Annotated in this window: 21 protein-coding genes; 3 read left to right on the forward strand and 18 right to left on the reverse strand. The window is 67.5% G+C overall.

The window, feature by feature from the left end; genetic code table 11:
• Nucleotides 1-171: 171 nt before the first annotated feature.
• From QZM15_RS31280 to QZM15_RS31290, 3 genes are all read right to left on the reverse strand, one after another.
• The gene (locus QZM15_RS31280) at nt 172-1,638 is read right to left on the reverse strand and encodes a glutamate synthase subunit beta (RefSeq protein WP_059640198.1); all 1,467 of its coding nucleotides are present in this window, start codon (nt 1,636-1,638) and stop codon (nt 172-174) included.
• An 85-nt stretch (nt 1,639-1,723) separates the two neighbouring features.
• The gene (locus QZM15_RS31285) at nt 1,724-6,427 is read right to left on the reverse strand and encodes a glutamate synthase-related protein (protein WP_060315519.1); all 4,704 of its coding nucleotides are present in this window, start codon (nt 6,425-6,427) and stop codon (nt 1,724-1,726) included.
• Between the two features lie 288 nt (nt 6,428-6,715).
• Nucleotides 6,716-7,429 carry a transposase gene (locus QZM15_RS31290; protein ID WP_027783329.1) on the reverse strand — a complete coding sequence of 238 codons (714 nt, stop codon included), beginning with the start codon at nt 7,427-7,429 and terminating at the stop codon, nt 6,716-6,718.
• Between the two features lie 193 nt (nt 7,430-7,622).
• On the opposite strand from QZM15_RS31290, the gene QZM15_RS31295 reads away from it, so the two are divergent.
• Entirely contained in the window at nt 7,623-8,354 is a 732-nt protein-coding gene (locus QZM15_RS31295) for an OmpW family protein (RefSeq protein ID WP_059577302.1), read from the forward strand.
• Between the two features lie 176 nt (nt 8,355-8,530).
• Here the strand turns inward: QZM15_RS31295 and ugpQ are convergent, their stop codons facing one another.
• The 12 genes from ugpQ to QZM15_RS31355 form a co-directional block, all read right to left on the reverse strand.
• Complete coding sequence (gene ugpQ, locus QZM15_RS31300; RefSeq protein ID WP_060315522.1) at nt 8,531-9,301, reverse strand: glycerophosphodiester phosphodiesterase; 771 nt, start codon at nt 9,299-9,301, stop codon at nt 8,531-8,533.
• A 26-nt stretch (nt 9,302-9,327) separates the two neighbouring features.
• Nucleotides 9,328-10,413 carry a sn-glycerol-3-phosphate import ATP-binding protein UgpC gene (locus QZM15_RS31305; protein ID WP_302107873.1) on the reverse strand — a complete coding sequence of 362 codons (1,086 nt, stop codon included), beginning with the start codon at nt 10,411-10,413 and terminating at the stop codon, nt 9,328-9,330.
• Between the two features lie 32 nt (nt 10,414-10,445).
• Nucleotides 10,446-11,291: a sn-glycerol-3-phosphate ABC transporter permease UgpE gene (gene ugpE / locus QZM15_RS31310; protein ID WP_059577311.1), complete on the reverse strand. Its 846-nt coding sequence runs from the start codon at nt 11,289-11,291 to the stop codon at nt 10,446-10,448.
• A complete protein-coding gene (gene ugpA / locus QZM15_RS31315; protein WP_302107874.1) occupies nt 11,288-12,172 on the reverse strand; it encodes a sn-glycerol-3-phosphate ABC transporter permease UgpA in 885 nt (294 codons plus the stop codon). Before ugpA ends, ugpE begins: the two co-directional genes overlap by 4 nt.
• A gap of 96 nt (nt 12,173-12,268) precedes the next feature.
• Nucleotides 12,269-13,603 (reverse strand): sn-glycerol-3-phosphate ABC transporter substrate-binding protein UgpB, encoded by a 1,335-nt coding sequence (gene ugpB, locus QZM15_RS31320; protein ID WP_302107875.1) that lies wholly within the window; start codon nt 13,601-13,603, stop codon nt 12,269-12,271.
• Nucleotides 13,604-13,691: 88 nt separating this feature from the next.
• Complete coding sequence (locus tag QZM15_RS31325) at nt 13,692-14,876, reverse strand: deoxyguanosinetriphosphate triphosphohydrolase (RefSeq protein WP_226289916.1); 1,185 nt, start codon at nt 14,874-14,876, stop codon at nt 13,692-13,694.
• A 64-nt stretch (nt 14,877-14,940) separates the two neighbouring features.
• The gene (gene aroB / locus QZM15_RS31330) at nt 14,941-16,020 is read right to left on the reverse strand and encodes a 3-dehydroquinate synthase (protein ID WP_226225554.1); all 1,080 of its coding nucleotides are present in this window, start codon (nt 16,018-16,020) and stop codon (nt 14,941-14,943) included.
• Nucleotides 16,017-16,571: a shikimate kinase AroK gene (aroK, locus tag QZM15_RS31335; RefSeq protein WP_059577324.1), complete on the reverse strand. Its 555-nt coding sequence runs from the start codon at nt 16,569-16,571 to the stop codon at nt 16,017-16,019. Before aroK ends, aroB begins: the two co-directional genes overlap by 4 nt.
• 40 nt (nt 16,572-16,611) lie before the next feature.
• Nucleotides 16,612-18,237: a type IV pilus secretin PilQ gene (gene pilQ / locus QZM15_RS31340; protein ID WP_124658853.1), complete on the reverse strand. Its 1,626-nt coding sequence runs from the start codon at nt 18,235-18,237 to the stop codon at nt 16,612-16,614.
• A complete protein-coding gene (locus tag QZM15_RS31345) occupies nt 18,234-19,100 on the reverse strand; it encodes a pilus assembly protein (protein WP_226225552.1) in 867 nt (288 codons plus the stop codon). The genes pilQ and QZM15_RS31345 overlap by 4 nt, the downstream gene beginning before the upstream one ends.
• Nucleotides 19,097-19,750, reverse strand: a complete 654-nt coding sequence (locus QZM15_RS31350) for a fimbrial protein (RefSeq protein ID WP_302107878.1) — start codon at nt 19,748-19,750, stop codon at nt 19,097-19,099. Before QZM15_RS31350 ends, QZM15_RS31345 begins: the two co-directional genes overlap by 4 nt.
• Nucleotides 19,750-20,673 (reverse strand): competence protein ComA, encoded by a 924-nt coding sequence (locus QZM15_RS31355; protein WP_226225574.1) that lies wholly within the window; start codon nt 20,671-20,673, stop codon nt 19,750-19,752. The genes QZM15_RS31350 and QZM15_RS31355 overlap by 1 nt, the downstream gene beginning before the upstream one ends.
• Nucleotides 20,674-20,893: 220 nt before the next feature.
• Between QZM15_RS31355 and QZM15_RS31360 the strand changes: the two genes are divergently transcribed.
• A complete protein-coding gene (locus QZM15_RS31360) occupies nt 20,894-23,287 on the forward strand; it encodes a penicillin-binding protein 1A (protein WP_060315544.1) in 2,394 nt (797 codons plus the stop codon).
• 80 nt (nt 23,288-23,367) lie between these two features.
• Here QZM15_RS31360 and cyaY read toward each other — a convergent pair whose 3' ends face one another.
• On the reverse strand, nt 23,368-23,694 hold the full coding sequence (gene cyaY, locus QZM15_RS31365; protein WP_059577339.1) for an iron donor protein CyaY: 327 nt from the start codon (nt 23,692-23,694) through the stop codon (nt 23,368-23,370).
• Between the two features lie 36 nt (nt 23,695-23,730).
• Here cyaY and QZM15_RS31370 point away from each other — a divergent pair, with 36 nt between their 5' ends.
• Nucleotides 23,731-24,009 carry a lipoprotein gene (locus QZM15_RS31370; protein ID WP_081066463.1) on the forward strand — a complete coding sequence of 93 codons (279 nt, stop codon included), beginning with the start codon at nt 23,731-23,733 and terminating at the stop codon, nt 24,007-24,009.
• Nucleotides 24,010-24,090: 81 nt separating this feature from the next.
• On the opposite strand, the gene msrQ is transcribed toward QZM15_RS31370, so the two are convergent.
• Nucleotides 24,091-24,777 (reverse strand): protein-methionine-sulfoxide reductase heme-binding subunit MsrQ, encoded by a 687-nt coding sequence (msrQ, locus tag QZM15_RS31375; RefSeq protein ID WP_226289909.1) that lies wholly within the window; start codon nt 24,775-24,777, stop codon nt 24,091-24,093.
• A 20-nt stretch (nt 24,778-24,797) separates the two neighbouring features.
• Nucleotides 24,798-25,793, reverse strand: a complete 996-nt coding sequence (gene msrP / locus QZM15_RS31380; RefSeq protein ID WP_059577410.1) for a protein-methionine-sulfoxide reductase catalytic subunit MsrP — start codon at nt 25,791-25,793, stop codon at nt 24,798-24,800.
• Nucleotides 25,794-25,830 lie beyond the last annotated feature (37 nt).

The following is a 25,830-nucleotide window of genomic DNA, read 5'->3' on the forward strand; positions in this document are numbered from 1 at the left end:
TCATCAGATTAGGCGACGCTATGGGCAAATGACGAGGAGGGCCGGCATCGCGGACAAGCGCGCGGCCGGCCTCGGAAGCTGGAGAACATCGGCCCCGCCATGCGCAGATCATAAAAAAACCGGGCGCCCTCTCGGACGCCCGGCTTTCACGAAACCCGCTCGCGCTTCGATTCAGCGCGGCAGTTCCGAATGCCCCATCAGGTACGCATCGACCGAGCGCGCGCACTGGCGGCCTTCGCGGATCGCCCACACCACGAGCGACTGGCCGCGACGCATGTCGCCTGCCGCGAACACCTTGTCGACCGACGTGTAGTACGAACGATCGCCTTCGGTCGCCGCGCGCGCATTGCCGCGCGCATCCTTCGCGACGCCGAACGCGTCGAGCACCGGCGCCGCCGGCTGCGTGAAGCCCATCGCGAGCAGCACGAGGTCGGCCTTCATCTCGAACTCGGAACCCGGCACTTCCTGCATCTTGCCGTCCTTCCACTCGACGCGCACCGCGATCAGCTTCTCGACCTTGCCGTTCTTGCCTTCGAGACGCTTCGTCGCGACCGCCCAGTCGCGCTCGCAGCCTTCCTCGTGCGACGACGACGTGCGGAGCTTGATCGGCCAGTACGGCCACACGAGCGGCTTGTTTTCCTCTTCCGGCGGCTGCGGCAGCAGCTCGAACTGCGTGACCTGCTTCGCGCCGTGACGGTTCGACGTGCCGACGCAGTCCGAACCCGTATCGCCGCCGCCGATCACGATCACGTGCTTGCCCTTCGCCAGCAGCTGGTCGGGGAGCTTGTCGCCCGCGTTCACGCGGTTCTGCTGCGGCAGGAAGTCCATCGCGAAATGCACGCCCGCGAGCTCGCGGCCCGGCACCGGCAGGTCGCGCGGCGTTTCCGAACCGCCGGCGATCACGACCGCGTCGAATTCTTCCTTCAGCGTGTCCGGCGAAATGGTTTCCTTAGCGAGGCTGCCGATCGACTCGGGCAGCGGATCCTTGCCGATGAACACGCTGGTGCGGAACGTCACGCCTTCCGCCTCCATCTGACGCATGCGGCGGTCGATCAGCCACTTCTCGAGCTTGAAGTCGGGAATCCCGTAACGCAGCAGGCCGCCGATGCGATCGTTCTTCTCGAACACCGTCACGTCGTGACCGGCACGCGCGAGCTGCTGCGCGGCGGCGAGGCCCGCGGGGCCCGAACCGACGACCGCCACCTTCTTGCCCGTCTTGTGCGCGGCCGGCTGCGGCTTCACCCAGCCTTCCGCCCAGGCCTTGTCGATGATCGCGTGCTCGATCGACTTGATGCCGACCGGGTCGTCGTTGATCCCGAGCGTGCACGCGGCTTCGCACGGCGCCGGGCAGATGCGGCCCGTGAACTCCGGGAAGTTGTTGGTCGAGTGCAGGACTTCGATCGCCTGCTGCCAGTCCTGGCGGTAAACGAGATCGTTGAAGTCCGGGATGATGTTGTTGACCGGGCAGCCGTTGTTGCAGAACGGGATGCCGCAATCCATGCAGCGCGCGCCCTGGACCTTCGCGTCCGCGTCGGTCAGTGCCGCGACGAATTCCTTGTAGTGCTTCACGCGCGTGAGCGGTGCTTCGTACGCCTCGTGGCGGCGTTCGAACTCCAGAAAACCGGTTGCCTTGCCCATAAGGTGCTCTTCTGTTCGGTGTATCGGGTGGGGGAGCCGCGCGCGGCCGTCAGGCGCGCGCGGCATTCGCTATGTCGTTCGTCGCTCAGGCGGCCAGCACTTCCTTCGCCGCCTTCTTCGCACCGATCTCGCCCAGCGCGCGCTTGTATTCGTGCGGGAACACCTTCACGAACTGGCGGCGCGCCGCGTCCCAGTTTTCCAGCAGCGACTTCGCGCGCGGCGAACCCGTGAACTGGAAATGACGCTCGACGAGCCCCTTGAGCAGCGCTTCGTCCGTCGTGCCTGCGTGCCAGAGCGCGCGGTCGACCGTGCGCTCCTGCTCGGCCTGCTGCAGCACCGGCTCGAGCGCGACCATCGACTTGTTGCACTTCGCGGCGAACGTGCCTTCCGGATCGTAGATGTACGCGAGGCCGCCCGACATGCCGGCCGCGAAGTTGCGCCCCGTCTCGCCGAGCACGACGACCGTGCCGCCCGTCATGTATTCGCAGCCGTGGTCGCCCGTGCCCTCGACGACCGCCGTCGCGCCCGAGTTGCGCACGCAGAAGCGCTCGCCGGCCACGCCGCGGAAGAAGGCCTCGCCTTCGATCGCGCCGTACATCACCGTGTTGCCGCAGATGATGTTTTCCTCGGACTTGCCGCGGAAGTCGTTGGTCGGACGGATGATGATCCGGCCGCCCGACAGGCCCTTGCCGACGTAGTCGTTGCCGTCGCCGACGAGGTCGAGCGTCACGCCCTTCGCGAGGAATGCGCCGAAGCTCTGGCCGGCCGTGCCCTTCAGCTGGATGTGCACCGCGTCGTCGGCCAGGCCGTCGTGGCCGTGCTGCTTCGCGATCACGCCCGACAGCATCGCGCCGACCGTCCGGTTCACGTTGCGCACCGGCTGGATGAACGACACGTGCTCGCCGTTCTCGATCGCCGCCTTCGCCTTCTCGATCAGCACGTGGTCGAGCGCGCGTTCGAGGCCGTGATCCTGCACGTCGACGTGGCGGCGCGCGACGTCCTCGCACTCTTCCGGCTGGTAGAACACGCGCGAGAAGTCGAGGCCCTTCGCCTTCCAGTGCTCGATGCCCTTGCGCGTATCGAGCAGGTCGGCGCGGCCGATCAGGTCGTCGAACTTCGCGATGCCGAGCTGCGCCATGATCTCGCGCACTTCCTCGGCGACGAAGAAGAAGTAGTTCACGACGTGCTCGGGCTGGCCCTTGAACTTCGCACGCAGCACCGGGTCCTGCGTCGCGACGCCGACCGGGCACGTGTTCAGGTGGCACTTGCGCATCATGATGCAGCCCTCGACGACGAGCGGCGCCGTCGCGAAGCCGAATTCGTCCGCGCCGAGCAGCGCGCCGATCACGACGTCGCGGCCCGTCTTCATCTGGCCGTCGGCCTGCACGCGGATGCGGCCGCGCAGGCGGTTGAGCACCAGCGTCTGCTGCGTTTCGGCGAGGCCGAGTTCCCACGGCGTGCCCGCGTGCTTGACCGACGACAGCGGCGATGCGCCCGTGCCGCCGTCATGGCCGGCGATCACGACGTGATCGGCCTTCGCCTTAGCGACGCCGGCCGCGACCGTGCCCACGCCCACTTCCGACACGAGCTTCACGGAGATGCTCGCGCTCGGGTTCACGTTCTTCAGGTCGTGGATCAGTTGCGCCAGATCCTCGATCGAGTAGATGTCGTGGTGCGGCGGCGGCGAGATCAGGCCGACGCCCGGCACCGAGTAACGCAGCTTGCCGATGTATTCGGACACCTTGTGGCCCGGCAGCTGGCCGCCTTCGCCCGGCTTCGCGCCCTGCGCCATCTTGATCTGGATCTGGTCGGCCGATGCGAGGTACTCGGCGGTGACGCCGAAGCGGCCCGACGCGACCTGCTTGATCTTCGAGCGCAGCGAATCGCCGTCCTTCAGCGGAATGTCGCTGACGATCTCGTCGCCGATCACCGACTTCAGCGTCTCGCCCGCCTTGATCGGAATGCCGCGCAGTTCGTTGCGATAGCGCTTTTCGTCCTCGCCGCCTTCGCCGGTGTTCGACTTGCCGCCGATCCGGTTCATCGCGACCGCGAGCGTCGCGTGCGCTTCGGTGCTGATCGAACCGAGCGACATCGCGCCCGTCGCGAAGCGCTTGACGATCTCCTTCGCCGGCTCGACGTTTTCGATCGGGATCGCCCTGGTCGGCTCGACCTTGAACTCGAACAGGCCGCGGAACGTCATGTGACGCTTGGTCTGGTCGTTGATCAGGTGCGCGTATTCCTTGTACGTCTGGTACGAGTTGCTGCGCGTCGCGTGCTGCAGCTTCGCGATCGAATCCGGCGTCCACATGTGGTCTTCGCCGCGCACGCGGTACGCGTACTCGCCGCCCGCGTCGAGCATGTCGCGCAGCACCGGGTTGTCGCCGAATGCGTCGCGGTGCAGGCGGATCGCCTCTTCCGCGACTTCGAACAGGCCGATGCCACCGACCTTCGACGCCGTGCCCTTGAAGTACTTCTCGACGAGGTCGCTCGACAGGCCGAGTGCTTCGAAGATCTGCGCGCCCGTGTACGACATGTACGTCGAGATACCCATCTTCGACATCACCTTCTGCAGGCCCTTGCCGACCGCCTTCGTGAAGTTGTAGACGGCCTTCTCCGGCGACAGGTCGCCCGGCAGCCCCTCGGCCATCTTCGCGAGCGTTTCCATCGCGAGGTACGGATGCACGGCTTCCGCGCCGTAGCCCGCGAGCAGCGCGAAGTGGTGCGTTTCACGCGCGGAGCCCGTCTCGACGACGAGGCCCGTGCTCGTGCGCAGCCCTTGCTGGACGAGGTGCGTGTGGATCGCCGACGTGGCGAGCAGCGCCGGAATCGCGACGTGCTCGGCATCCGTCTTGCGGTCCGACACGATCAGGATGTTGTAGCCCGACTTCACCGCGTCGACGGCTTCCGCACACAGCGACGCGAGGCGCGCCTCGATGCCTTCCTTGCCCCACGCGACCGGGTAGCAGATGTTCAGCTCGTATGCGCTGAACTTGCCGCCCGTGTACTGGTCGATCGCGCGGATCTTCGCGATGTCCTTGAAATCGAGCACCGGCTGCGACACTTCGAGCCGCATCGGCGGGTTGATGTTGTTCGTGTCGAGCAGGTTCGGCTTCGGGCCGATGAACGACACGAGCGACATCACCATGTTCTCGCGGATCGGGTCGATCGGCGGGTTCGTCACCTGCGCGAACAGTTGCTTGAAGTAGTGATAGAGCGTCTTGTTCTTGTTCGACATCACCGCGAGCGGCGAGTCGTTGCCCATCGAACCGACGGCTTCCTCGCCCTGCTGCGCCATCGGCGCCATCAGGAACTTCAGGTCTTCCTGCGTGTAGCCGAACGCCTGCTGGCGGTCGAGCAGCGCGGCGCCCTGCGTGCGGCCGGCCGCGACTTCCTCTGCCTTCGGCTCGATCTCGTCGAGCTTGATGCGCACGGCGTCGATCCAGCTCTTGTACGGCTTCGCGTTCGCGAGGTTGTCCTTCAGTTCCTTGTCGTCGATGATGCGGCCGTGTTCCATGTCGATCAGGAACATCTTGCCCGGCTGCAGGCGCCACTTCTTGACGATCTTCGATTCGGGGATCGGCAGCGTGCCGGCTTCCGACGCCATGATGACGAGGTCGTCGTCGGTCACGATGTAGCGCGCCGGGCGCAGGCCGTTACGGTCGAGCGTCGCGCCGATCTGGCGGCCGTCGGTGAACGCGATCGCGGCCGGGCCGTCCCACGGCTCCATCATCGCGGCGTGATATTCGTAGAACGCGCGGCGGTTCTCGTCCATCAGCGTGTGCTGTTCCCACGCTTCCGGGATCATCATCATCACCGCGTGCACGAGCGGGTAGCCGGCCATCACCAGCAGCTCGAGACAGTTGTCGAACGAGGCGGTGTCCGACTGGCCCGGGTAGATCAGCGGCCACAGCTTCGGCAGATCGTCGGCCAGCACGTGCGACGCGATCGCGCCGGTACGCGCGTTCAGCCAGTTCACGTTGCCCTTCACGGTGTTGATCTCGCCGTTGTGCGCGATCATCCGGTACGGGTGAGCGAGTTCCCACGCCGGGAACGTGTTGGTCGAGAAGCGCTGGTGCACGAGCGCGAGCGCCGACACGACGCGCTCGTCCTGCAGGTCGCGGTAGTACACGCCGACCTGGCCGGCCAGCAGCAGGCCCTTGTAGACGACCGTGCGCGCCGACATCGACGGCACGAAGTATTCCTTGCCGTGCTTGAGCTTCAGCGCCTGGATGCGGTGGCTCGCCGTCTTGCGGATCACGTAAAGCTTCCGCTCGAGCGCATCCGTCACCATGATGTCCTTGCCGCGCCCGATGAAGATCTGGCGGATCAGCGGCTCGCTCGCCTTGACCGTCGGCGAGATCGGCATCGCATGGTCGACCGGCACGTCGCGCCAGCCGAGCACGACCTGGCCTTCGGCCTTCACCGTGCGCTCGAGCTCCTGCTCGCACGCGAGACGCGACGCGTTTTCCTTCGGCAGGAAGATCATCCCGACCCCGTATTCGCCGGCCGGCGGCAGGTCGACGCCCTGCTTCGCCATTTCCTCGCGATAGAACGCGTCCGGAATCTGGATCAGGATACCCGCGCCGTCGCCCATCAGCGGATCGGCGCCGACCGCGCCGCGGTGATCGAGGTTCTCGAGGATCTTCAGGCCCTGCTGGATGATCTCGTGGCTCTTCTTGCCTTTGATGTGAGCGACGAAGCCGACGCCGCAGGCGTCGTGTTCGTTTTGCGGGTCGTACAGACCTTGTGCGGCGGGCACCGCGGCGAGCGGCTGCTGGTGGTCGTTCATGGGGACACCGTCGTAAAGGGGGCCTGGAGGCCGTTGAACCGTTTTCTTGTTGCCGTCGATCCCGCTTCCCGAGGGAGACGGCGCGGCCGACAGTGGTTGGGCAAGCTTCGCCCGGGCCACCGGAATTCGGAATATACGCGACGAATCAAGGGAATAGCAACAAAAACCGCTTGATAGAACCCCAATTAAACGAATGCCTCGATCCGGTGCCGTTTTATTGGGGGCGTATCGTTTTGGTGCAAAAAGAAGCGGCGCCCGCAGCGCCGCTCCTGGCCCGCCTTTCCGGCATTACTGCTGGATCGGCGGCGTGTTCTCGCGCACCTTTCTGGGGCGTCCGCGCGGCAACGGCGAGACGCGCCGGTTGGCGGTGCGCGCCGCCCACTCGCGGTAATTCTCGCCGCCGAGCACCCAGCCCTTCAGCGTCGCCTGCTGCAACTGGTCGGCCTGCCGCTCGTCGAGCGGCTGCTCGCACAGCTCCTTGTACGCGCGCTGGCGGTCGAACGGCGTGTTGCCGAGCGCCCAGTAGAGCGGATGGTCGGTGATCAGGCTGTCGACGGTGAGCCCGACGTGATGCCGGTAGCTCGACCAGCGATAGGCCTCGGGCGTCGCGACGAGCTGCGAACGCACCGGGCTCATCTCGACCACGCGGCTCGCGAGCAGGAAATAGCGCTCGCCTTCGATCACCGTCGCGCGATAGCGGCCTTCCCACAGGGTGCCGCGCCGCGAATAGCGCCGGTTGAAATGCGCGACGTAGCGACGGCCGACGGCCTGCATCGCCTTCGGCAGGCTGGCCTCGTCGCTGGGGGTCACGAGCAGTTGCACCTGGCGCGGCAGCAGCACGTAGGCATGCACCGACAGGTGATGATCGCGTGCGGCGGCCTTCAGGCAATCGATGAAGAGTTCGTAGTCCTGGTCGTCGACGAACGCGGGTTGCTGATCCAGGCCGCGCAGTATCACGTGCTGCGGCTGGTCGGGAACGTAGAGTCGTGCTAACCGTGCCATGCTGAATGTCCGTTTGAACGCGTTAGGAAATACCCGGAGGTCCGAAAATGCGCACCTGCGTAGAATGCCTGTCCTGTCAGGGCGCGGAAGCGTACGGTCGTGCGAATCCTAGGGTGAAAACTCTAACTTACGAGCTTGTTTGGTTTTAAACGCAGTCGTCATAATGAGCACGCCTTTGATCGGAGGAGACACAATGAAACGAAAACTGGCCATTACGGGGGCCGCAGCGCTCGCATTCACGTTAGCGGGCGGTCCGGCACACGCACAATCCGCAGGCGATTTCTACGTCAGCACCGGCTGGCTGCACCTTTCGCCGCAGGACAGCAGCGACCCGCTGTTCGTCTATGGCGTAGGCGGCACGCCCATCAACCAGTCGATTCCCAATACCGGCGCCGGCATCAACGACGCCGATACGCTCGGGCTCGCAGCTGGCTACTTCGTCACCGACCATATCTCCACCGAGCTCGTCATGGGGATACCGCCGAAGTTCGACATCACCGGCAAGGGTCAGTTCGAAAGATTCGGCGTGCTCGGCCGTGCGTACCAGTGGAGCCCCGCCGTACTGCTTCGCTACCACTTCAACGACGCCAACGCGAAGTTCCGTCCGTATGTCGGCATCGGCGCGACGTACGTCTGGTTCACCGGCGCGAAGATCACGAACGGCAGCTTCGAGAACGGCGTGCTCGGCGGCCCGACCAGCGCGACGACCAGCAACCAGTGGGCGCCCGTCTTCAACGCCGGCTTCACGTACAACTTCACGAAACACTGGTTCGCCGGCCTGTCGCTCTCGTACATCCCGGTCAGCGTGACCGCGACCTTCACGACGGCCCGCCGCACGCCGGTCGGCACGCTGACGGAAACGTCGAAGGCCCACATCTCGCTGAACCCGATCGTCACGTACCTGAACGTCGGCTATCGCTTCTAAGCGTAGTCGAATATTTGGGGAATGGTTAATCCTGCTGCAATTTGTAGCGGAATTTTCCTGGCGTAACGTCTCCACGATGCAAAACGCCCCGGCGGGCATCCCGCCAGGGCGTCGTTTTTTCGCGTCGGGCACGTTTCGGGCAAGGGTTTCACCGGGCACCGCCGCCGCCCCGGCCGTCAGACGACGTCGATGTCGTCCAGCGCATCGGGCGCGATCAGGTCGATACGGTCCGTGCAGACGGCATCGACGCCCCAGCGCGCAAGCTCGCGCGCCCGTTCGAGGTCGTTCACCGTGTAAACCAGGATGCGCAATCCGGCGCGCTTGATCGCGCGCACGAGCGGTTCGTCGAGCCGGGTGTGGTCTGCGTGCAACGATACGCAGTCGAGCGCGTCGATCACCTGCGCGCGCCAGTCGTCCGGCACGACTTCGTAGAGCATCCCGCGCGGCAGCGTGGGCGCGCTCGCGCGTGCCTGTCGCAGCGCGTCGAACGAGAACGACGACAGCAGCGGCGCCACGGCGGCGCCGCGCCAGTATGCGGCCGCGTCGGCCGCCACGCGTTGCCCGGTTTCGCGCTCGCGCCCCGGGCACGGCTTGATCTCGACGTTCGCGGCCAGCCCGTGCGCGATGCAGCGCGCCGCCGCCGCCTCGAGCGTCGGCATCCGCTCGCCCGCGAAGCGCGCATCGCGCCACGCGCCCGCGTCGAGCGCGGCCAGCGCCGCATAACGCATGCCTGCCGCCGCGCCATGGCCGTTCGACGTCCGGTCGACCGTGTCGTCGTGCAGCAGGAAGGTCACGTCGTCGGCCGACAGCTTCGCGTCGAACTCGACCATCCGGTGACCGCGCCGCGCGCCCTCGTCGAGCGCGGCCAGCGTGTTCTCCGGCGCGAGCGTGCCACCGCCGCGATGGGCGACGACGCGCGGATAGGGCCAGTCGGTACGGATCGTCATCGTCGGTCTCCGTCGGTCCAACGGTTTCAGCCGGCACGCCTGCCGGTCTCGGGATCGAAGAAATGCAGCCGGTGCGCGGGCAGCGCGGCCGCCAGCGCCGTGCCGCGCGCGGGGCGGTCCGCGTGCGGCAGGCGCACCGCGACGTCGTGATCGCCCCAGCGGCCGTGTGCGAGATTGTCCGCGCCGAGCAGTTCGCACGAATCGACCGGCAGCGTCGCGTGCGCCGCGCCCGGCTGCGGCGTCATGTGCTCGGGACGCACACCGAGCACCCAGTCGCGCCCGGTGGCGATCTCGCTGCCGATGCCGGGCGCGCCGGCGACCGGCAAAGCCGGACCGCCGCCCGCGACGGTGAAGGTCGCGCCGTCTTCCGACAGCCGGCCGTGCAGCAGGTTCATCGCGGGCGAGCCGATGAAGCCCGCGACGAATACCGTCGCCGGCTTCTCGTACACGTCGACCGGCGCGCCGATCTGCTCCGCGTAGCCGCGGTTCATCACGATCACGCGCTGCGCGAGCGTCATCGCCTCGATCTGGTCGTGCGTCACGTACACGCTCGTCGTCGCGAGCCGCGCATGCAGCCGCTGGATCTCGAGCCGCATCTGCACGCGCAGCTTCGCGTCGAGGTTCGACAACGGCTCGTCGAACAGGAATACCGACGGCTCGCGCACGATCGCGCGCCCCATCGCGACGCGCTGCCGCTGGCCGCCCGACAGTTCGCGCGGCCGCCGCGCGAGCAGCGGCTCGAGCTCGAGGATCTTCGCGGCCGCGGCCACCCGCGAATCGATCGTCGCGCGCTCGATCCCGCGAATCTTCAGCCCGTAGCCCATGTTCTGCGCGACCGTCATGTGCGGGTACAGCGCATAGTTCTGGAACACCATCGCGATGTCGCGGTCCTTCGGCTCCAGCGCGTTGACGACCCGGTCGCCGATCGCGATCTCGCCGTCGGTCACGCTCTCGAGCCCCGCGATCATCCGCAGCAACGTCGACTTGCCGCAGCCCGACGGGCCGACCAGCACGATGAATTCGCCGTCGGCGATCTCCACGTCGATGCCGTGCAGCACGTGCTGCTTGCCGTCGTAGGATTTCTTGACGCCCTTCAAGCTCAGCGCAGCCATACCTGGTCCTTCTCCCGGTTACCGTCGGTCGTTCATTTCTCGGAATCGACGAGGCCGCGCACGAACCAGCGCTGCATCGCCAGCACGACGACGAGCGGCGGAACCATCGCCAGCAGCGTCGCCGCCATCACGTATTGCCATTCGGTCGCGGCGTCGCCGCTCGCGATCATCGTCTTGATGCCCACCACCGCCGTCGACAGCGACGCTTCCGTCGTGATCAGGATCGGCCACAGATACTGGTTCCAGCCGTAGATGAACGTGATCACGAACAGCGCCGCGATACTCGTCTTCGACAGCGGCAGCACGACGTCCCAGAAAAAGCGCAGCGGCCCCGCGCCGTCGATGCGCGCGGCATCCATCAGCTCGTCGGGCAGCGTCATGAAGAACTGGCGGAACAGGAACGTCGCGGTCGCCGATGCGATCAGCGGCAGCGTGAGCCCCGCGTAGGTGTTCGTCAGATGCAGCGTCGACACGACCTGCACGGTCGGGAAGATCCGCACTTCCACCGGCAGCATCAGCGTGACGAAGATCAGCCAGAACGCCGTGTTGCGAAACGGAAAGCGGAAATAGACGATCGCGTACGCGGACAGGATCGACACCGCGATCTTGCCGACCGCGATCCCGAGCGCCATCGCGAAGCTGTTCACGAGCAGGCGGCCGAACGGCGCCGTCGTGCCGCCGCTGCCGTGCCCCCAGATGTACGCGACGTTCTCGAACAGGTGCGTGCTCGGCACGAGCGACAGCGGCACCGTAAACACTTCCTGCGCGTTCATCGTCGCCGCGCAGAACGCGACGTAGACAGGGAACACGATCAGCACGACGCCGGCGATCAGCACCGCGTGGCAGAACAGGTCGAAGCCCTTGCGATTTTCGATCATGCGTATTGCACCCTGCGTTCGACGAAGCGGAACTGGATCACCGTGAGCGCGACGACGATGATCATCAGCACGACCGACTGCGCGCCCGAGCTGCCGATGTCGAGCCCCTGGAAGCCCTCCGCGAAGATCTTGTAGATCAGCGTCTTGGTGCTCTGCGCCGGACCGCCGCCGGTGGCCGCGTCGATCACAGGGAACGTGTCGAAGAACGCGTAGACGAGGTTCACGACCAGCAGGAAGAAGCTCGTCGGCGACAGCAGCGGCAGCACGATGTTGAAGAAGCGCCGCACCGGCCCCGCGCCGTCGATCGCCGCCGCCTCGATCAGCGAGCGCGGGATCGCCTGCAGCCCCGCGTAGAAGAACAGGAAGTTGTAGCTCACCTGCTTCCACACCGACGCCAGCACGACGAGGAACATCGCCTGCTCGCCGTTCAGCGCGTGGTTCCAGACGATGCCGCGCTTCGCGAGCGCATAGGTGATCAGGCCGATGCTCGGGTTGAACAGGAACGCCCACAGCACGGCCGCGATCGTCGGCGCGACCGCGTACGGCCAGATCAGCAGCGTGCGGTACGCGCGCGCGCCGCGGATCACGCGGTCGGCGCAGGCGGCCAGCAGCAGCGACACGACGAGGCCGCTCACCGTGACGAGCGAACTGAACACGAGCGTCGTGCGGAACGAATCGAGATACAGCGGATCGGCGAACAGGTGCGTGAAGTTCGCGAGGCCGACGAATTCGCTCGACGTGCCGAACGCGTCCTGCGTCTGCGTGGACTGCCACAGCGCGACGCCGGCGGGCCACAGGAAAAATACGGCGGTGATCGCGAGCTGCGGCGCGATCAGCAGGTACGGCACGGCGCTCGTACCGAAACGGGAACGGGATTGCATCGCGGATATCCGGTCAGGCGAAACGGAAGGGAAACCGCGCCGCCGGACGGCACGCGCTCACGCGCGGCGCCGCCGGCGGCACGACGCGATGCGTGCTCAGCCGCCCGACTTCTCGAAGCGGCGCAGCAGCTCGTCGCCGCGCGACGCGGCCGAATCGAGCGCGTCCTTCGGCGTCTTCTTCTGCGCCCAGACCTGTTCGAACTCCTCGTCGACGATCGTGCGGATCTGCGGCATGTTGCCCAGCCGCAGTCCCTTCGTGTACGGCAGCGGCGGCTTGTTCAGCATCTGCTTGATCGCGGTTTCGGCGCTCGGGTTCTTCGCGTAGAAGCCCTGCTGGCGCGTCAGGTCGTATGCGGCGGTCGTGACCGGCAGGTAGCCCGTGTCCTGGTGCCACTTCGCGGCGACGGGCGGCGAAGCCAGGTACGCGAGGAATTTGGCCACGCCCTTGTAGGTCGCCGGATCCTTGCCGGCCAGCACCCACAGGCTTGCGCCGCCGATGATCGCGTTCTGCGGTGCGCCCTTCACGTTCGCGTCGTACGGCATCATCCCCGTGCCGTAGCTGAACTTCGCGAACTTCTGCACGTTCGCGAGCGCGCCCGACGACGTCGTCAGGATCCCGCAGTCGCCGCTGTAGAACTTCGCCGACGCTTCGTCCTTGCGGCCCGCGTACGTGAACGTGCCGTCCTTCGCCATTTGCTGGAGGAACGAAAGATGCGCGACCTGCTGCGGCTTGTTGAACTCGAGCACGGCATCGGTGCCGTCGAAGCCGTTGTTGCGGCTCGCGAACGGCAGCCCGTGCCACGCGCTGTAGTTTTCGAGCTGGATCCAGCCCTGCCACCCGGTCGTGAAGCCGCACGCCATGCCCGACTTGCGCAGTTTCTCGGCGTCGGCCTTCACGTCGGCCCACGTCTTCGGCGGCTGGTTCGGGTCCAGCCCGGCCTTCTTGAACGCGTCCTTGTTGTAGTACAGCACCGGCGTCGAGCTGTTGAACGGCATCGAGACGAGGTGGCCCGTCTTCGCGTCGCTGTAGTAGCTCGCGATGGTCGGCACGAACGCCTTTTCGTCGAGCGTCACGCCGACCTGCTTGAACACGTCGTACACCGGCACGACCGCCTTCTTCGCCTGCATCATCGTCGCCGTACCGACTTCGTAGACCTGGAGGATCGCCGGCGCGTTGCCGCTGCGATAGGCCGCGATGCCGGCCGCGAGCGCCTGGTCGTAAGTGCCCTTGAAGACCGGCACGATCTTGTAATCGCTTTGCGACGCGTTGAACTGGTCGGCGATCGCGTTGACCCGCTCGCCGAGCGCGGCCTCCATCGCATGCCAGAACTGGATTTCCGTCGCGGCGAGCGCGACGTGCTGCGCGCCGAACAGCAGCGCGCCGCCGAGCGCGATCGAACGAACCAGTGTCCCCGCAGGCTTCTTCTTCATCGACCTCTCCTATGAAAACGTTACCAACAGCGTGTGCAACATTCCCGTCGCCATTGAACCGGCGAAGTCTAGTGATCGTTTATGACAGTCAGTTGTCGTTGATGACGAACAGCCGCTGATATTCCTTCAGCGCGAAGCGGTCGGTCATGCCGGCGATGTAGTGCGCGACGAGACGCGGCTGCTGCGCCGCGTCGTCGGACTGATACGGCGGCGGCAGCAGGCGCGGATCGTCGATGAACGCGTCGAACAGCCCCGTGACGACGCGTTGCGCCTTGCTCGCCATGCGCATCACCTTGTAGTGGCGATACAGGTTCTTGAACAGGAAGCGCTTGAGGGCCGCCGCCTGCGCGGCGACCTCGGGGCTATGCGACACGAGCGGCGGCGCGGCGCGCACGTCGTCGAGCGACGCGGGCGCGACGCGGGCGAGATTGCGCGTGGTCTCGTCGATCAGGTCGACGATCAGCGTGTTGATGATGCGGCGCACCGTCTCGTGCACGAGACGGCGGCCTTCGAGGTGCGGGAATTCGGCGAGCGCCGCTTCGTAGTGGCGCTGCCACAGCTCGACTTCCGCGAGCTGCTCGATCGTGATCAGCCCCGAGCGCAGGCCGTCGTCGACGTCGTGGTTGTTGTAGGCGATCTCGTCGGCGATGTTCGCGAGCTGCGCCTCGAGCGATGGCTGGCGGCCCTGCAGGAAGCGCTCGCCGAGCGCGCCGAGCTTGCGCGCATTCTCGCGCGAGCAGTGCTTCAGGATGCCTTCGCGCGTCTCGAAGCACAGGTTCAGCCCGTTGAACGCGCCGTAGTGCTCCTCGAGCTCGTCGACCACGGCGAGGCTCTGCAGGTTGTGCTCGAAGCCGCCGTGCTCGCGCATGCACGCATTCAGCGCGTCCTGCCCGGCATGGCCGAACGGCGTATGGCCGAGATCGTGCGCGAGCGAGATCGCTTCGACGAGATCCTCGTTCAGTCGCAGGTTGCGTGCGACCGAGCGCGCGATCTGCGCGACTTCGAGGCTGTGCGTGAGGCGGGTGCGGAACAGGTCGCCTTCGTGATTGACGAAGACCTGGGTCTTGTATTCGAGCCGGCGAAACGCGGTCGAATGGACGATGCGGTCGCGATCGCGCTGGAACTCGGTGCGCGCCGCCGGCGGCGGTTCAGGATGGCGGCGGCCGCGCGACTGCGACGCGTGCGCGGCATACGGAGCGAGATGGGCTTCCAGCGCCGCGAGCGTCGGCGGCTCGGCCACCGGCGCGGCGGATGCGCGGCTGGCTTCGGGCAGTGTGCTGCTGGATGTCTCGCTCACGTCTCCTCCATGTCGGCGGCGCCGGCGAATCCGGGCGCCGTTAGCCGGTCGTCTGCGCCAGTGTAGCGAATACCGCTTCGTCCGGCGCCTGCGTGATCAACGTATCGCCGAATCGCTTCAGCAGGATGAACTTGATCGCGCCGGCCTCGGCCTTCTTGTCGACGCGCATCAGATCCATGTAGCGCGCGTCGCCGAGCGCGGGCCCGCGGGTCGGCAGGTGCGCGGCCGCGATCACCGCATCGAGACGTTGCCGCGACGCTTCGTCGAGGAGGCCGAGCCGCACCGACAGGTCGCCCGCCATCACCATCCCGCAGCCGACCGCCTCGCCGTGCAGCCATTCGCCGTAGCCGAGCCCGGCCTCGATCGCATGGCCGAACGTGTGGCCGAAGTTCAGGATCGCGCGCAGGCCGCCTTCGCGCTCGTCGGCCGCGACGACGCTCGCCTTGATCTCGCATGAACGCTTCACCGCATGCGCGAGCGCCGCGGGTTCGCGACGGTTCAGCGCATCGACGTTCGCCTCGATCCAGTCGAAGAACTCGGCATCGGCGATCGCGCCCGTCTTGATGACTTCGGCGACGCCGGCCGCCAGTTCGCGATCGGGCAGCGTCGTCAGCGCGCCGATGTCCGCGATCACGGCCTGCGGCTGGTAGAACGCGCCGATCATGTTCTTGCCGAGCGGATGGTTGATGCCCGTCTTGCCGCCGACCGACGAATCGACCTGCGACAGCAGCGTCGTCGGCACCTGGATGAACGGCACGCCGCGCATGTAGCACGCGGCGGCAAAGCCGGTCATGTCGCCGACCACGCCGCCGCCGAGCGCGACGAGCGTCGTCCTGCGATCGGCGTGATCCGTCAGCAGGCCGTCGAAGATCAGGTTCAGCGTTTCCCAGTTCTTGTACGCCTCGCCGTCCGGCAGCACGACCGTCGACACGCGCTTGCCGAGCGGCGCGAGCGCCGCGCGCAGCGCGTCGCCGTAGAGCGGATCGACCGTCGTGTTCGTGACGATCGTGACGGACGAACCCTTGATGTGAGGCGAGAACAGCTCGGTGCGGCCGATCAGGCCGGCGCCAATATGAATCGGATAGGCGCGGTCGCCCAGATCGACGTTGACAGTAATCATGCTTGTAGCGGCTTGGCGATGACGCCGGCCAGTTCGAGTTGCATCAGCACCATGTTGACGAGGCCGTTGACCGACGGGCGGCCGGTCTCGATGACGAAATCCGCGCATTCGCGGTACAGCGGGTCGCGCACTTCATACAGCGCTTCGAGACGCCCCTTCGGATCTTCCGTCTGCAACAGCGGGCGGTTCTTGTCCTTGCGCGTGCGCAGCCACAGATCGTGCGGATTGGCGCGCAGGTAGACGACGATGCCGTGGCTTTTCAGGCTGTCGCGATTTTCCGGGCGCAGCACCGCGCCGCCGCCCGTGGCGAGCACGATGTTCTCGCGCTGCGTGAGATCGGCGATCACCTGCGTTTCACGATCGCGAAACCCGGCCTCGCCCTCCAGCTCGAAGATCACCGGAATGCGCGCGCCCGTACGGGCCTCGATTTCGTGGTCGGAGTCGAAGAACGTCCTGTCGAGACGACGCGCGACCGCACGGCCCACGGTGGTCTTACCCGCTCCCATAAGGCCGACGAAAAATACGTTTGCATGTGGGTCCCGCGCTTGCAACGGCTTCCTCTGCTTCAATCTTGCTGGTGTGTGGCGCAGCTTACTGGCAAAGCGGCTGCCTTGTCGAGCCTGCGCCGGCGGCTTCCGGCCCCGTTTTTTCGGCATCCGCGCCGCCCGCGCCGGGTGCGCCGCAACGCGCGTCGACGACGGTCGGCGTGATGAAGACGACCAGTTCGTGGCGCTGGTCGCGCTGCGCGCGGTGCCGGAAAAGCGCGCCCAGAAGCGGTATTTTGCCCAAGAGCGGCACCCGCGTCACATCGTTCCGGTTCAGTTGCTCGTAGATGCCGCCGATCGCGACCGTCCCGCCATTCTCGACTTCGACGCGCGTCTGCACGTGCTTCGTATGGATCGCGGGGCCCGCCGCGGTCGGCTCCCCGACGCTGTCCTTCGTCACGTCGAGATCGAGCACCACGCGCCCATCCGGCGTGATCTGCGGCTCGACCTCCAGCTTGAGCGTCGCGCGGCGGAACTGCACGCCGCTCATGCCATTACCGACCTTCGCCTGGTACGGGAGCTCGGAACCCTGCTCGACGATGGCCTTGACGCGGTCGGCCGTCACCACCCGCGGACGCGAAACGATCTGGCCCCGGCCCTGCGCCTCCAGCGCGCTCAGCTCGATGTCGAGTACGCGGCTGAGCGGCGCGGCGAACAGCGTGAAGCCGGCGGTGGCCGCGTCGAAGCCGCCGAGCGGCCGCGCGGCGAGATCGAGCGCGTTGCGCGTGTCCGCCGTGAAAGGCATGCCGTCGGCCGGCGACGGCCGCCCCTGCGCACGCAGCGCGACACGCGCGCCGAGGCTGCGCGAGAAACCGTGCTCGCCTTCGACGATGCGGGCCTCGATCCGGACCTGCCGCGACGGTCGGTCGATCGCATCGATCAGGCCGGCGATCTGCGCGATGCGCGGCGCGAGATCGGTCACGAACAGCAGGTTCGTGCGCGGATCGGCCGCCGCGGCGCCGCGCTTCGACAGCAGGCGTTGGCCGGTCGCGCCGGCCAGCAGCCGTTGCACGTCCTGCGCGCGCGGATAGTGCAGCACGAACGTACGGCTCGCGAGCGGCTCCAGATCGGCGGCCCGCGCGTGCATATCGAAGCGCTCGCGTTCGCGCGCAGCCAGCTCGGCTGCCGGGGTGACCCAGATCACGTTGCCGCGCCGGGACATCGCGAGCCCGTGCGTGTCGAGCAGCGTATCGAACGCGTCGCGCCAGCCGACATTGTTCAGACGTAACGTCACGGTGCCCCGCACCTGCTCGCCGACGACGATGTTGAGCCCCGTGAACCGCGCGATCGCGTCGAACGCAGCCGCGAGCCCGACGCCCTGCAGATTCAGCGAGATCCGCCGTGCGTCGTCCGCATCGCCCGGTTGCCGGGCCGCGGCGTCGCTCATCCGGGCTGGCGGCGCCAGCGGGATCGGCGGTCCCTCCAGCGCGGGGCCCGGTGCAGCGGTTTCCGTCTGCAGCGCCGCACGCGCCGCCTGTTCCAACGGCGGCGGGCCGGCGTCCTGCGCGACCGCGCCGTCCATGCCGTCAGCCACCTGCGGCGGCAAGCCCGGCACCGGCACATCCGTCGATCCGGCAGGCCACACCGCCGGCAGCGGCGGCAACGACGCGCTTGCGCCGGCCGCCATCATTCCGGCCCAGATGGCAAGCGCCCCACAACGGTACTTCGTCACGGCCGGCCTCCGTCGTCCAGGACGAGCCGCTGCGATCCGTCCGCCGTCGCGAGCATCACGGCCGCGCGCTCGACGCGCACCACGCGCGCGGCCCCCAACACCTCGCCCGGCGCAACGGTCGTGAACGTGCCGTCGCCGTCGTCGAACAAAGCGAGACCGGCACGCGCATCGCGAATCGTGCCGGCAAGGCGCGCGGCGTGCCCCGCCGCCTCGGCCAGGCCAGCCTCGCCGAACGGATCGGCGCCGGGCGCAACGGCGCGAACCGGCGTGTTGCCGTCCGCGGCCGATGTCGCCGGCAGCGCCGGAAACACGTCGATGGACATGTCCACCCGCTCCGCCGACACGCCACGCTCGATACGCAGCGCCGACGGAACGGCCAGCACCGGAAAGCGCGCCAGCCCGCCAACCAGATGCAGCAGCGCACTGAAACCGCCATCCGCGGCGATATGCACGGTGCGCCTGCCGTCCGGTGCCGCGCCATCGGCGCGCTGCGGTTCGATCGACACGCCGTGCAGCCCGCTGGACGCGGCCAGATCGGCCAGTTCCAGCATCAGCGCGGCCCACTCCGGCGCCGGCGGCAAACGATCGTCGCGCGTCGACGCATGATGCCCGTCGCGCCGTTGTGCGGCGGATGCAAGCATGCGTTGCGCGTCGGCCGCACGCGCCTGCGCCGCGGCAAGCAACGCGCGACTACGGGCAACCCCGCTCCAGTCGGCCGCATTTACCAGATGAATGCCGCCCGCCAGCACGGCCGCGAATACCAGCACGCAACCGGCGGCATGCACGGCCGCCGGCGACATGCGCGACACGCGGCCCGGCGCGGCGCCTTCGAGCGGTACCGGCCGATGCACGAGCGCCGTCATGCGTCGCCTCCCGATACCTTTCGCGACGACGTCGCGTCGTGCCAGCGCAACTGCACGGAGAACCGAAAAGACATCCCGGCCGCCGAAGCCGGCCCATCCGACGCCGGCTTCAACGTGTCTATATCGATGCGCCAGTCGCGCTGCTCGCGCGCCATCGCAGCGAGCCACCGCGCAGCCGCCCGGTAACTCGCGGCGCGCGCATCGAGCACGGCGCCGGTGGACGTCATGCGCAGCGCGTCGAGCCGGACATGATCGGCACGCACCTGCTTCAGGGTCGTCAGCAACCCCGCCACGCGCCGGTAGGGCGCGGCCAGCGCCGCCGCCTGCGCGTCGCGCCGCGCGACGGCGGCGGCGGCATGGGCGGCGCGCGTCGCGGCAGCCACCTGTGGCTGCAACTGCCGCAGCCGCGCCTCCACGCCGGCGCGCTCGGCGTCCACGCGCCACCGCGACAGCACGGCAGCGCCCGTCCACAGCCCGGCGCCGAGCACGCCGAGCAGCATCGCCACACTGAACTGCGCGGCCCGGCGGCGCCGCAACGCCTGCGCCAACCGCTCGCGGTACGGCAGCAGATTGAAGTCGCCGAGTACCGCCTGTACCGCCTGCCCGGCCGCACTCGCCGCGCCCTCGTTTGCCGCCACGTGACCGGCCATCATTCCCACACCCCGCGCAACGCCAGCCCGAACGCGACGGCAAACGCCGGGCCGCCCCGCACGCCGGCGCGCACGCACGGCTGCCCGTCCCAACCCGTGCAGTCGAACGGAACCACAGCCGTGCCGAGCACATCGCCAATCTCTGCGACGGACGTATCGAAGCGGGCGATACATCGCTCGTCCCCGGCGACGAGTACGCAATGGACGGCCCCGAACGAGCGCCGGCGCAACGCGTCGGGAAGCGCTTCCGGCAACGTGCCGGACAGCGTCAGCACCGGGATGGCCGACGGGCCCTCGATCCGCCAGCCGCGCACGCCTGCGTCGCAGAACCACAGCACGGCATAGGCGCGCTGCGCATCGGGTTCGAACTGCGCGGCATAGCGCAACGCACGCAGCACGGCGGCCGACTCGCCGTCGATCACCGTCAGGTCGATACCGGCCTGCGCGGCCACGTCGATCCGCCGCTCGAGCAGCGCCAGCGGCGCCACCGCCACCGCGATCTCGCCGGACCGCACGCCGCCGTAGTGCCGCCAGTCGAACGCGAGACTGTCCGGCGCCAGCCCCGAGAGGCGTTCGGCGGCCTGCCGCGCGGCGTCCGCGATGTCGCCGCGCCCGGCCAGATCGAGCGTCGCGGTGCGCATCTCGTTATCGTGCAGCGCCATCACGCCGCGCGCGTCGCACCGCACATCGGACGCCGACAGCCGCGACACGGCCGCCGCCAGCGATCGCGCGACCGCTGCCCAGCGCGCGTCTTCCGGCCCATCCGCCAGCCCGACCGGTTCCCGCTCGAGCCCCTCGACGCACACCTCCGTGCCCCTGCCGCGCCCGCTGACCACGGCGACCCTCACCTCATGCGCGCCGACGTCGATTCCCGTCGACCGGTGCCTGCCCTGTACAAACCGCGCCCCCCATCGTCCTGCCATCCCAGCCTCCCGAGATCGTCGCGGCCCACGCCGCGTTTCCGAGACCTGATTCTGCAAAGCGGCGCGCGCCGCCGACAGTCGGCCAAACGGCCAGAATGGGTTCGCGGCGGCCGTGCACGGACTATGCTGACGGCACGCCGATCCGCGGCTTTTCGACGGGCGGCCCCCGCGTCAGGGCCGGTCTTACCGGGCAGCTATAATCGCGGGACTGTTTTCCGGTATGCCTATGCAATCCACGACTCCTACGTCCCCGCCTCCCGCTCCGGAGCCGAAGAAGCGGCCCTGGTGGCTCAAAGTCCTGCTCGGCTTCGCCGCGATGTGCGTGGCCCTCGTCGTGGCCGGCGGCCTCGTGCTCGGCTACGCGCTCGTCGTGGCCTGGCCGAACATGCCGTCGCTCGACGCGCTGACCGACTACCGCCCGAAGGTGCCGCTGCGCATCTATACGTCCGATCACGTGCTGATCGGCGAATTCGGCGAGGAGCGCCGCGACGTCGTCCATTTCAAGGACGTGCCCGACTCGCTGAAGAAGGCGATCCTCGCGATCGAGGACGCGCGCTTCTACGATCACGGCGGCGTCGACCTCACCGGCATCATCCGCGCCGGCTTCGTCGCGCTGACGAACGGCCACGCGTCGCAGGGCGCGAGCACGATCACGATGCAGGTCGCGCGCAACTTCTTCCTGTCGAGCGAGAAGACCTACACGCGCAAGATCTACGAGATGCTGCTCGCGTACCGGATCGAGCGCGCGCTGACGAAGGATCAGATTCTCGAGGTCTACATGAATCAGATCTATCTCGGCCAGCGCGCGTACGGCTTCGCGAGCGCGGCGCGGGTCTATTTCGGCAAGGACCTGAAGGACATCACGCTCGCGGAAGCCGCGATGCTCGCGGGGCTGCCGAAGGCGCCGTCCGCGTACAACCCGGTCGTCAACCCGAAACGCGCGAAGGTGCGCCAGGAATACATCCTCCAGCGGATGCTCGAGCTGAACTTCATCACGCGAGAGCAGTACGACGAAGCGTCCGCGCAGCCGCTCGTCGTCAAGGGGCCGGGCCGCGATTTCAGCGTGCACGCCGAGTACGTCGCCGAAATGGTCAGACAGATGATGTACGCGCAGTATCGCGAGGAAACCTACACGCGCGGCTTCAACGTCGTCACGACGATCGATTCCGCGGACCAGCAGGTCGCGTACACCGCGCTGCGCAAGGGCATCATGGATTACGAGCGCCGCCACGGCTATCGCGGGCCGGAGGGCTTCATCGAGCTGCCGGCCGGTGCCGACGATCGCGAACAGGCGATCGACGACGCGCTGCTCGAGCACCCCGACAACGGCGAGCTGATCGCCGCGGTCGTGACGGCCGCGAGCCCGCGCCAGATCACGGTCGCGTTCATCGACGGCAGCAATGCGACGATCGACGGCGACAACCTGCGCTTCGCGTCGAGCGCGCTGTCCGCCAACGCGCAGCCGAACCGCCGCATCCGCCCCGGCGCGATCGTCCGCGTGGTGAAGAGCGATGCCGGCAAGTGGTCGATCACGCAGTTGCCGCAGGTCGAAGGCGCGTTCCTGTCGATCGTCCCGCAGGACGGGGCGATCCGCTCGCTCGTCGGCGGCTTCGACTACAACAAGAACAAGTTCAACCACGTCACGCAGGCGTGGCGGCAGCCCGGTTCGTCGTTCAAGCCGTTCATCTACTCGGCGTCGCTCGACAAGGGCCTCGGGCCGGCCACCGTGATCAACGACGGCCCGCTGTATTTCAGCGCCGCGGAAACGGGCGGCCAGCCGTGGGAGCCGAAGAACTACGGCGGTGGCTTCGAGGGCCCGATGTCGATGCGCACCGCGCTGCAGCGCTCGCGCAACCTCGTGTCGATCCGGATCCTGAACCACATCGGAACGAAATACGCACAGCAATACATCACGCGCTTCGGCTTCGACGCCGAGCGCCATCCGGCCTACCTGCCGATGGCGCTTGGCGCCGGCCAGGTCACGCCGCTGCAGATGGCCGGCGCGTACTCGGTCTTCGCGAACGGCGGCTACCGCGTCAATCCGTACCTGATCGCCGAAGTCACCGATCCGAACGGCGCGATCGTCGCGCGTGCGCAGCCGCTCGTCGCCGAGCAAAATGCGCCGCGCGCGATCGATGCGCGCAACGCCTACGTGATGAACAGCCTGCTGCAGAGCGTCGCGCAGCGCGGCACGGGCGCGCGGACCAACGTGCTGAAGCGCACCGATCTCGCGGGCAAGACCGGCACGACGAACGACTCGCACGACGCGTGGTTCGCCGGCTACCAGCACACGCTCGCCGCAATCGCATGGATCGGCTACGACAATCCGCGCAGCCTCGGCGATCGCGAAACCGGCGGCGGCCTGTCGCTGCCGGTCTGGATCGACTACATGGGTGCGGCGCTGAAGGGCGTGCCGGAGTTCAAGCCGACGGTGCCTGAAGGCGTGGAGTCGCTCGGCGGCGAACTGTACTTCACCGAGTTCACGCCCGGTCACGGCTTCGTGTCGACGGTCGGCGTGCCGCAGGCGCCGGCCGCGCAGGACGTCGACGAAGCGGTGCCGCACGTCGACGAACAGGAAAAGCAGGACATCATGAACCTGTTCCGCGGCCACTGACGCGCGGCCACGGCCATGAAAAAAGCGCCCGCGGGCGCTTTTTCTTTTGGTACGACGTTCGGAGCGCAGCGCCCCGGCCGTCACGCGCTGAACGTGATCGGCAGGCCGGCCTGCTGGGTCGCGTATTCGGTGAGCGCCGAGAAGAACTCGGTGCCCGTGCGCGTATCGCGCCACGCGCCGTCGACGAAACGGTAGTGGAATCCGCCCGCCTTCGCCGCGATCCACACTTCCTTCATCGGCGGCTGCAGGTTGACGATGATCTTCGAGCCGTTCTCGAACGTCAGCGTCAGCACGCTGCCGTTGCGCTCCAGATCGATGTCGTGATCGCCGTCGTTCGCGACGTCCACGGTACGCTCGACGGCCGCCAGCACGGCCTCGGCACGGGCCAGGTATTCAGTATCGGACATGCTAAACTCTATCGGTTAAATTGTTCAGGGACGATCATGCGAGTCGTTTTCCGGATGAGCGCGATTGTAGCGGCTTTGGCGATTCTTGCCGGCTGCGGTCAAAGCGGCGCGCTCTATCTGCCCACCGTGCCTCCGATGCCCAAGCCGATCCAGCAGCAGAACACGCCGCCGTCGGATGTGAAACCGACCGACGAAAACGCGTCGTCCGACGAGACGCCCGATACGTCCGGCTCGCCGCTCACGCTGTCGCCCGAGTTGTCGAGCAGCGCATCGACCATGCCAGCCCCGGCATCGGGCCCGGCCGCCACGAAGTAACGACGCGATGCCGTCCGCGCGGCGCTCGCAACAAGGCGATGACTTCCCGGTCATCGCCTTTTGTTTTTCCGGGCCGCACCATCACGCACGCACGCGCCGCCATCCCCACGCAACCAGCCGCCAGCCGAGCAGCACGGCGACGATCGCCGCGTAGAGCTTCGGCTGCGCGAGATCGTGCTTGCCGGCACGCATCCACCAGAAATGCAGCACGCCGAACAGCGCGATCGCGTAGATCGCTTTGTGCAGCGTCGCCCAATGGCGACCGAGCCGGCGCACCATCGCGCGCGGCGACGTCGCGGCGAGCGGAATCAGCAGCACGAACGCCGCGAAGCCGACCGTGATGAACGGGCGCTTGCCGACGTCCTTGAGGATTTCGACGACGTCGAACCACTTGTCGAACCACAGGTAGGTCGTGAAATGCAGCGTCGCGTAAAAGAACGCGAACAGCCCGATCATCCGGCGAAAGCGCAGCAGCGGTGCGAAGCCCGTCATGCGCCTCAGCGGCGTGACGGCAAGCGTGATGCACAACAGGACGAGCGTCCACAAGCCCGTCGAGCGCGTGATGAACTCGAGCGGGTTCGCGCCGAGCCGGTCGGTCAGCCCGAGCAGCACGAGGCGCGCGAGCGGATAGAGGCCGGCCGCGAACACCAGCACCTTGGCCGGTGCGAGCCAGCGCGGCGCGGCGGGACGGACCGCGCCGGCCCGCGCCGTGCGTGCATCGGGCCCGGCGCTTGCCGCGCGCGCGGGCGTGAGCGTCGAAGGAGGCATGTCGTTTCTCACCGTCGCACTCAGAAGTTCTTCTTCAGGTCCATGCCCTGATACATCGATGCGACCAGGTCGCCGTAGCCGTTGAACATCAGCGTCTTGCGCTTCGGCGTGAAGAAACCGTCCTCGCCGATGCGCCGCTCGGTCGCCTGGCTCCAGCGCGGATGATCGACGTTCGGGTTCACGTTCGAATAAAAGCCGTACTCGTTCGCGGCGTATGTGTTCCAGCTCGTCTTCGGCTGCTTGTCGACGAAGCGGATCTTCACGAGCGATTTCGCGCTCTTGAACCCGTATTTCCACGGCACGACGATTCGCACCGGCGCACCGTTCTGGTTCGGCAGCACCTGCCCGTAGACGCCCATCGTCAGCAGCGTCAGCGGATTCATCGCCTCGTCCATGCGCAGCCCTTCCGAGTACGGCCAGTCGAGCACGGGCGTCGACAGGCCCGGCATCTGCGACGGATCGGCCAGCGTGACGAACTGCACGTATTTCGCGTTGCCGGTCGGCTGCACGCGCCGGATCAGCTCGGACAGCGGCACGCCGATCCACGGGATCACCATCGACCAGCCCTCGACGCAGCGCAGCCGGTACACGCGCTCCTCGAGCGGCGCGAGCTTCAACAGCTCGTCGAGATCGAATACCTTCGGATGCTGCACCTCGCCCTCGACACTCACACGCCACGGACGCGGCCGCAGCGTGCCCGCGTTCTGCGCCGGGTCGCTCTTGTCGGTGCCGAATTCGTAGAAGTTGTTGTAGGACGTGATGTCCTTGAACGGCGTGACCTTGTCGATCGCGACGAATTTCGGGTTCGTTTTTGCCGCGAGCTTCGCCGCCCGCGCGTCGGGGGACGCATACGCGGCAAGCGCCGCGCCGCTCGCGCCGAACAGGCCGCCGGCGGCCGCGAATCCGGCCGCCTGCAATACGCGCCGCCGGTTCTCGAATACCGCGCGCGGCGTGATCTCGCTCGGCGCGATGTCCGCGCCGGTCAGTACGTTACGCAAAGGGCGTTTGATCCACATCGTCCAGTTCCTCCCGCATGCGCGGCGCGCATGCTTC

The sequence above is a fragment of the Burkholderia sp. AU44665 genome, from assembly GCF_030504405.1.
Lineage (GTDB): Bacteria > Pseudomonadota > Gammaproteobacteria > Burkholderiales > Burkholderiaceae > Burkholderia > Burkholderia semiarida.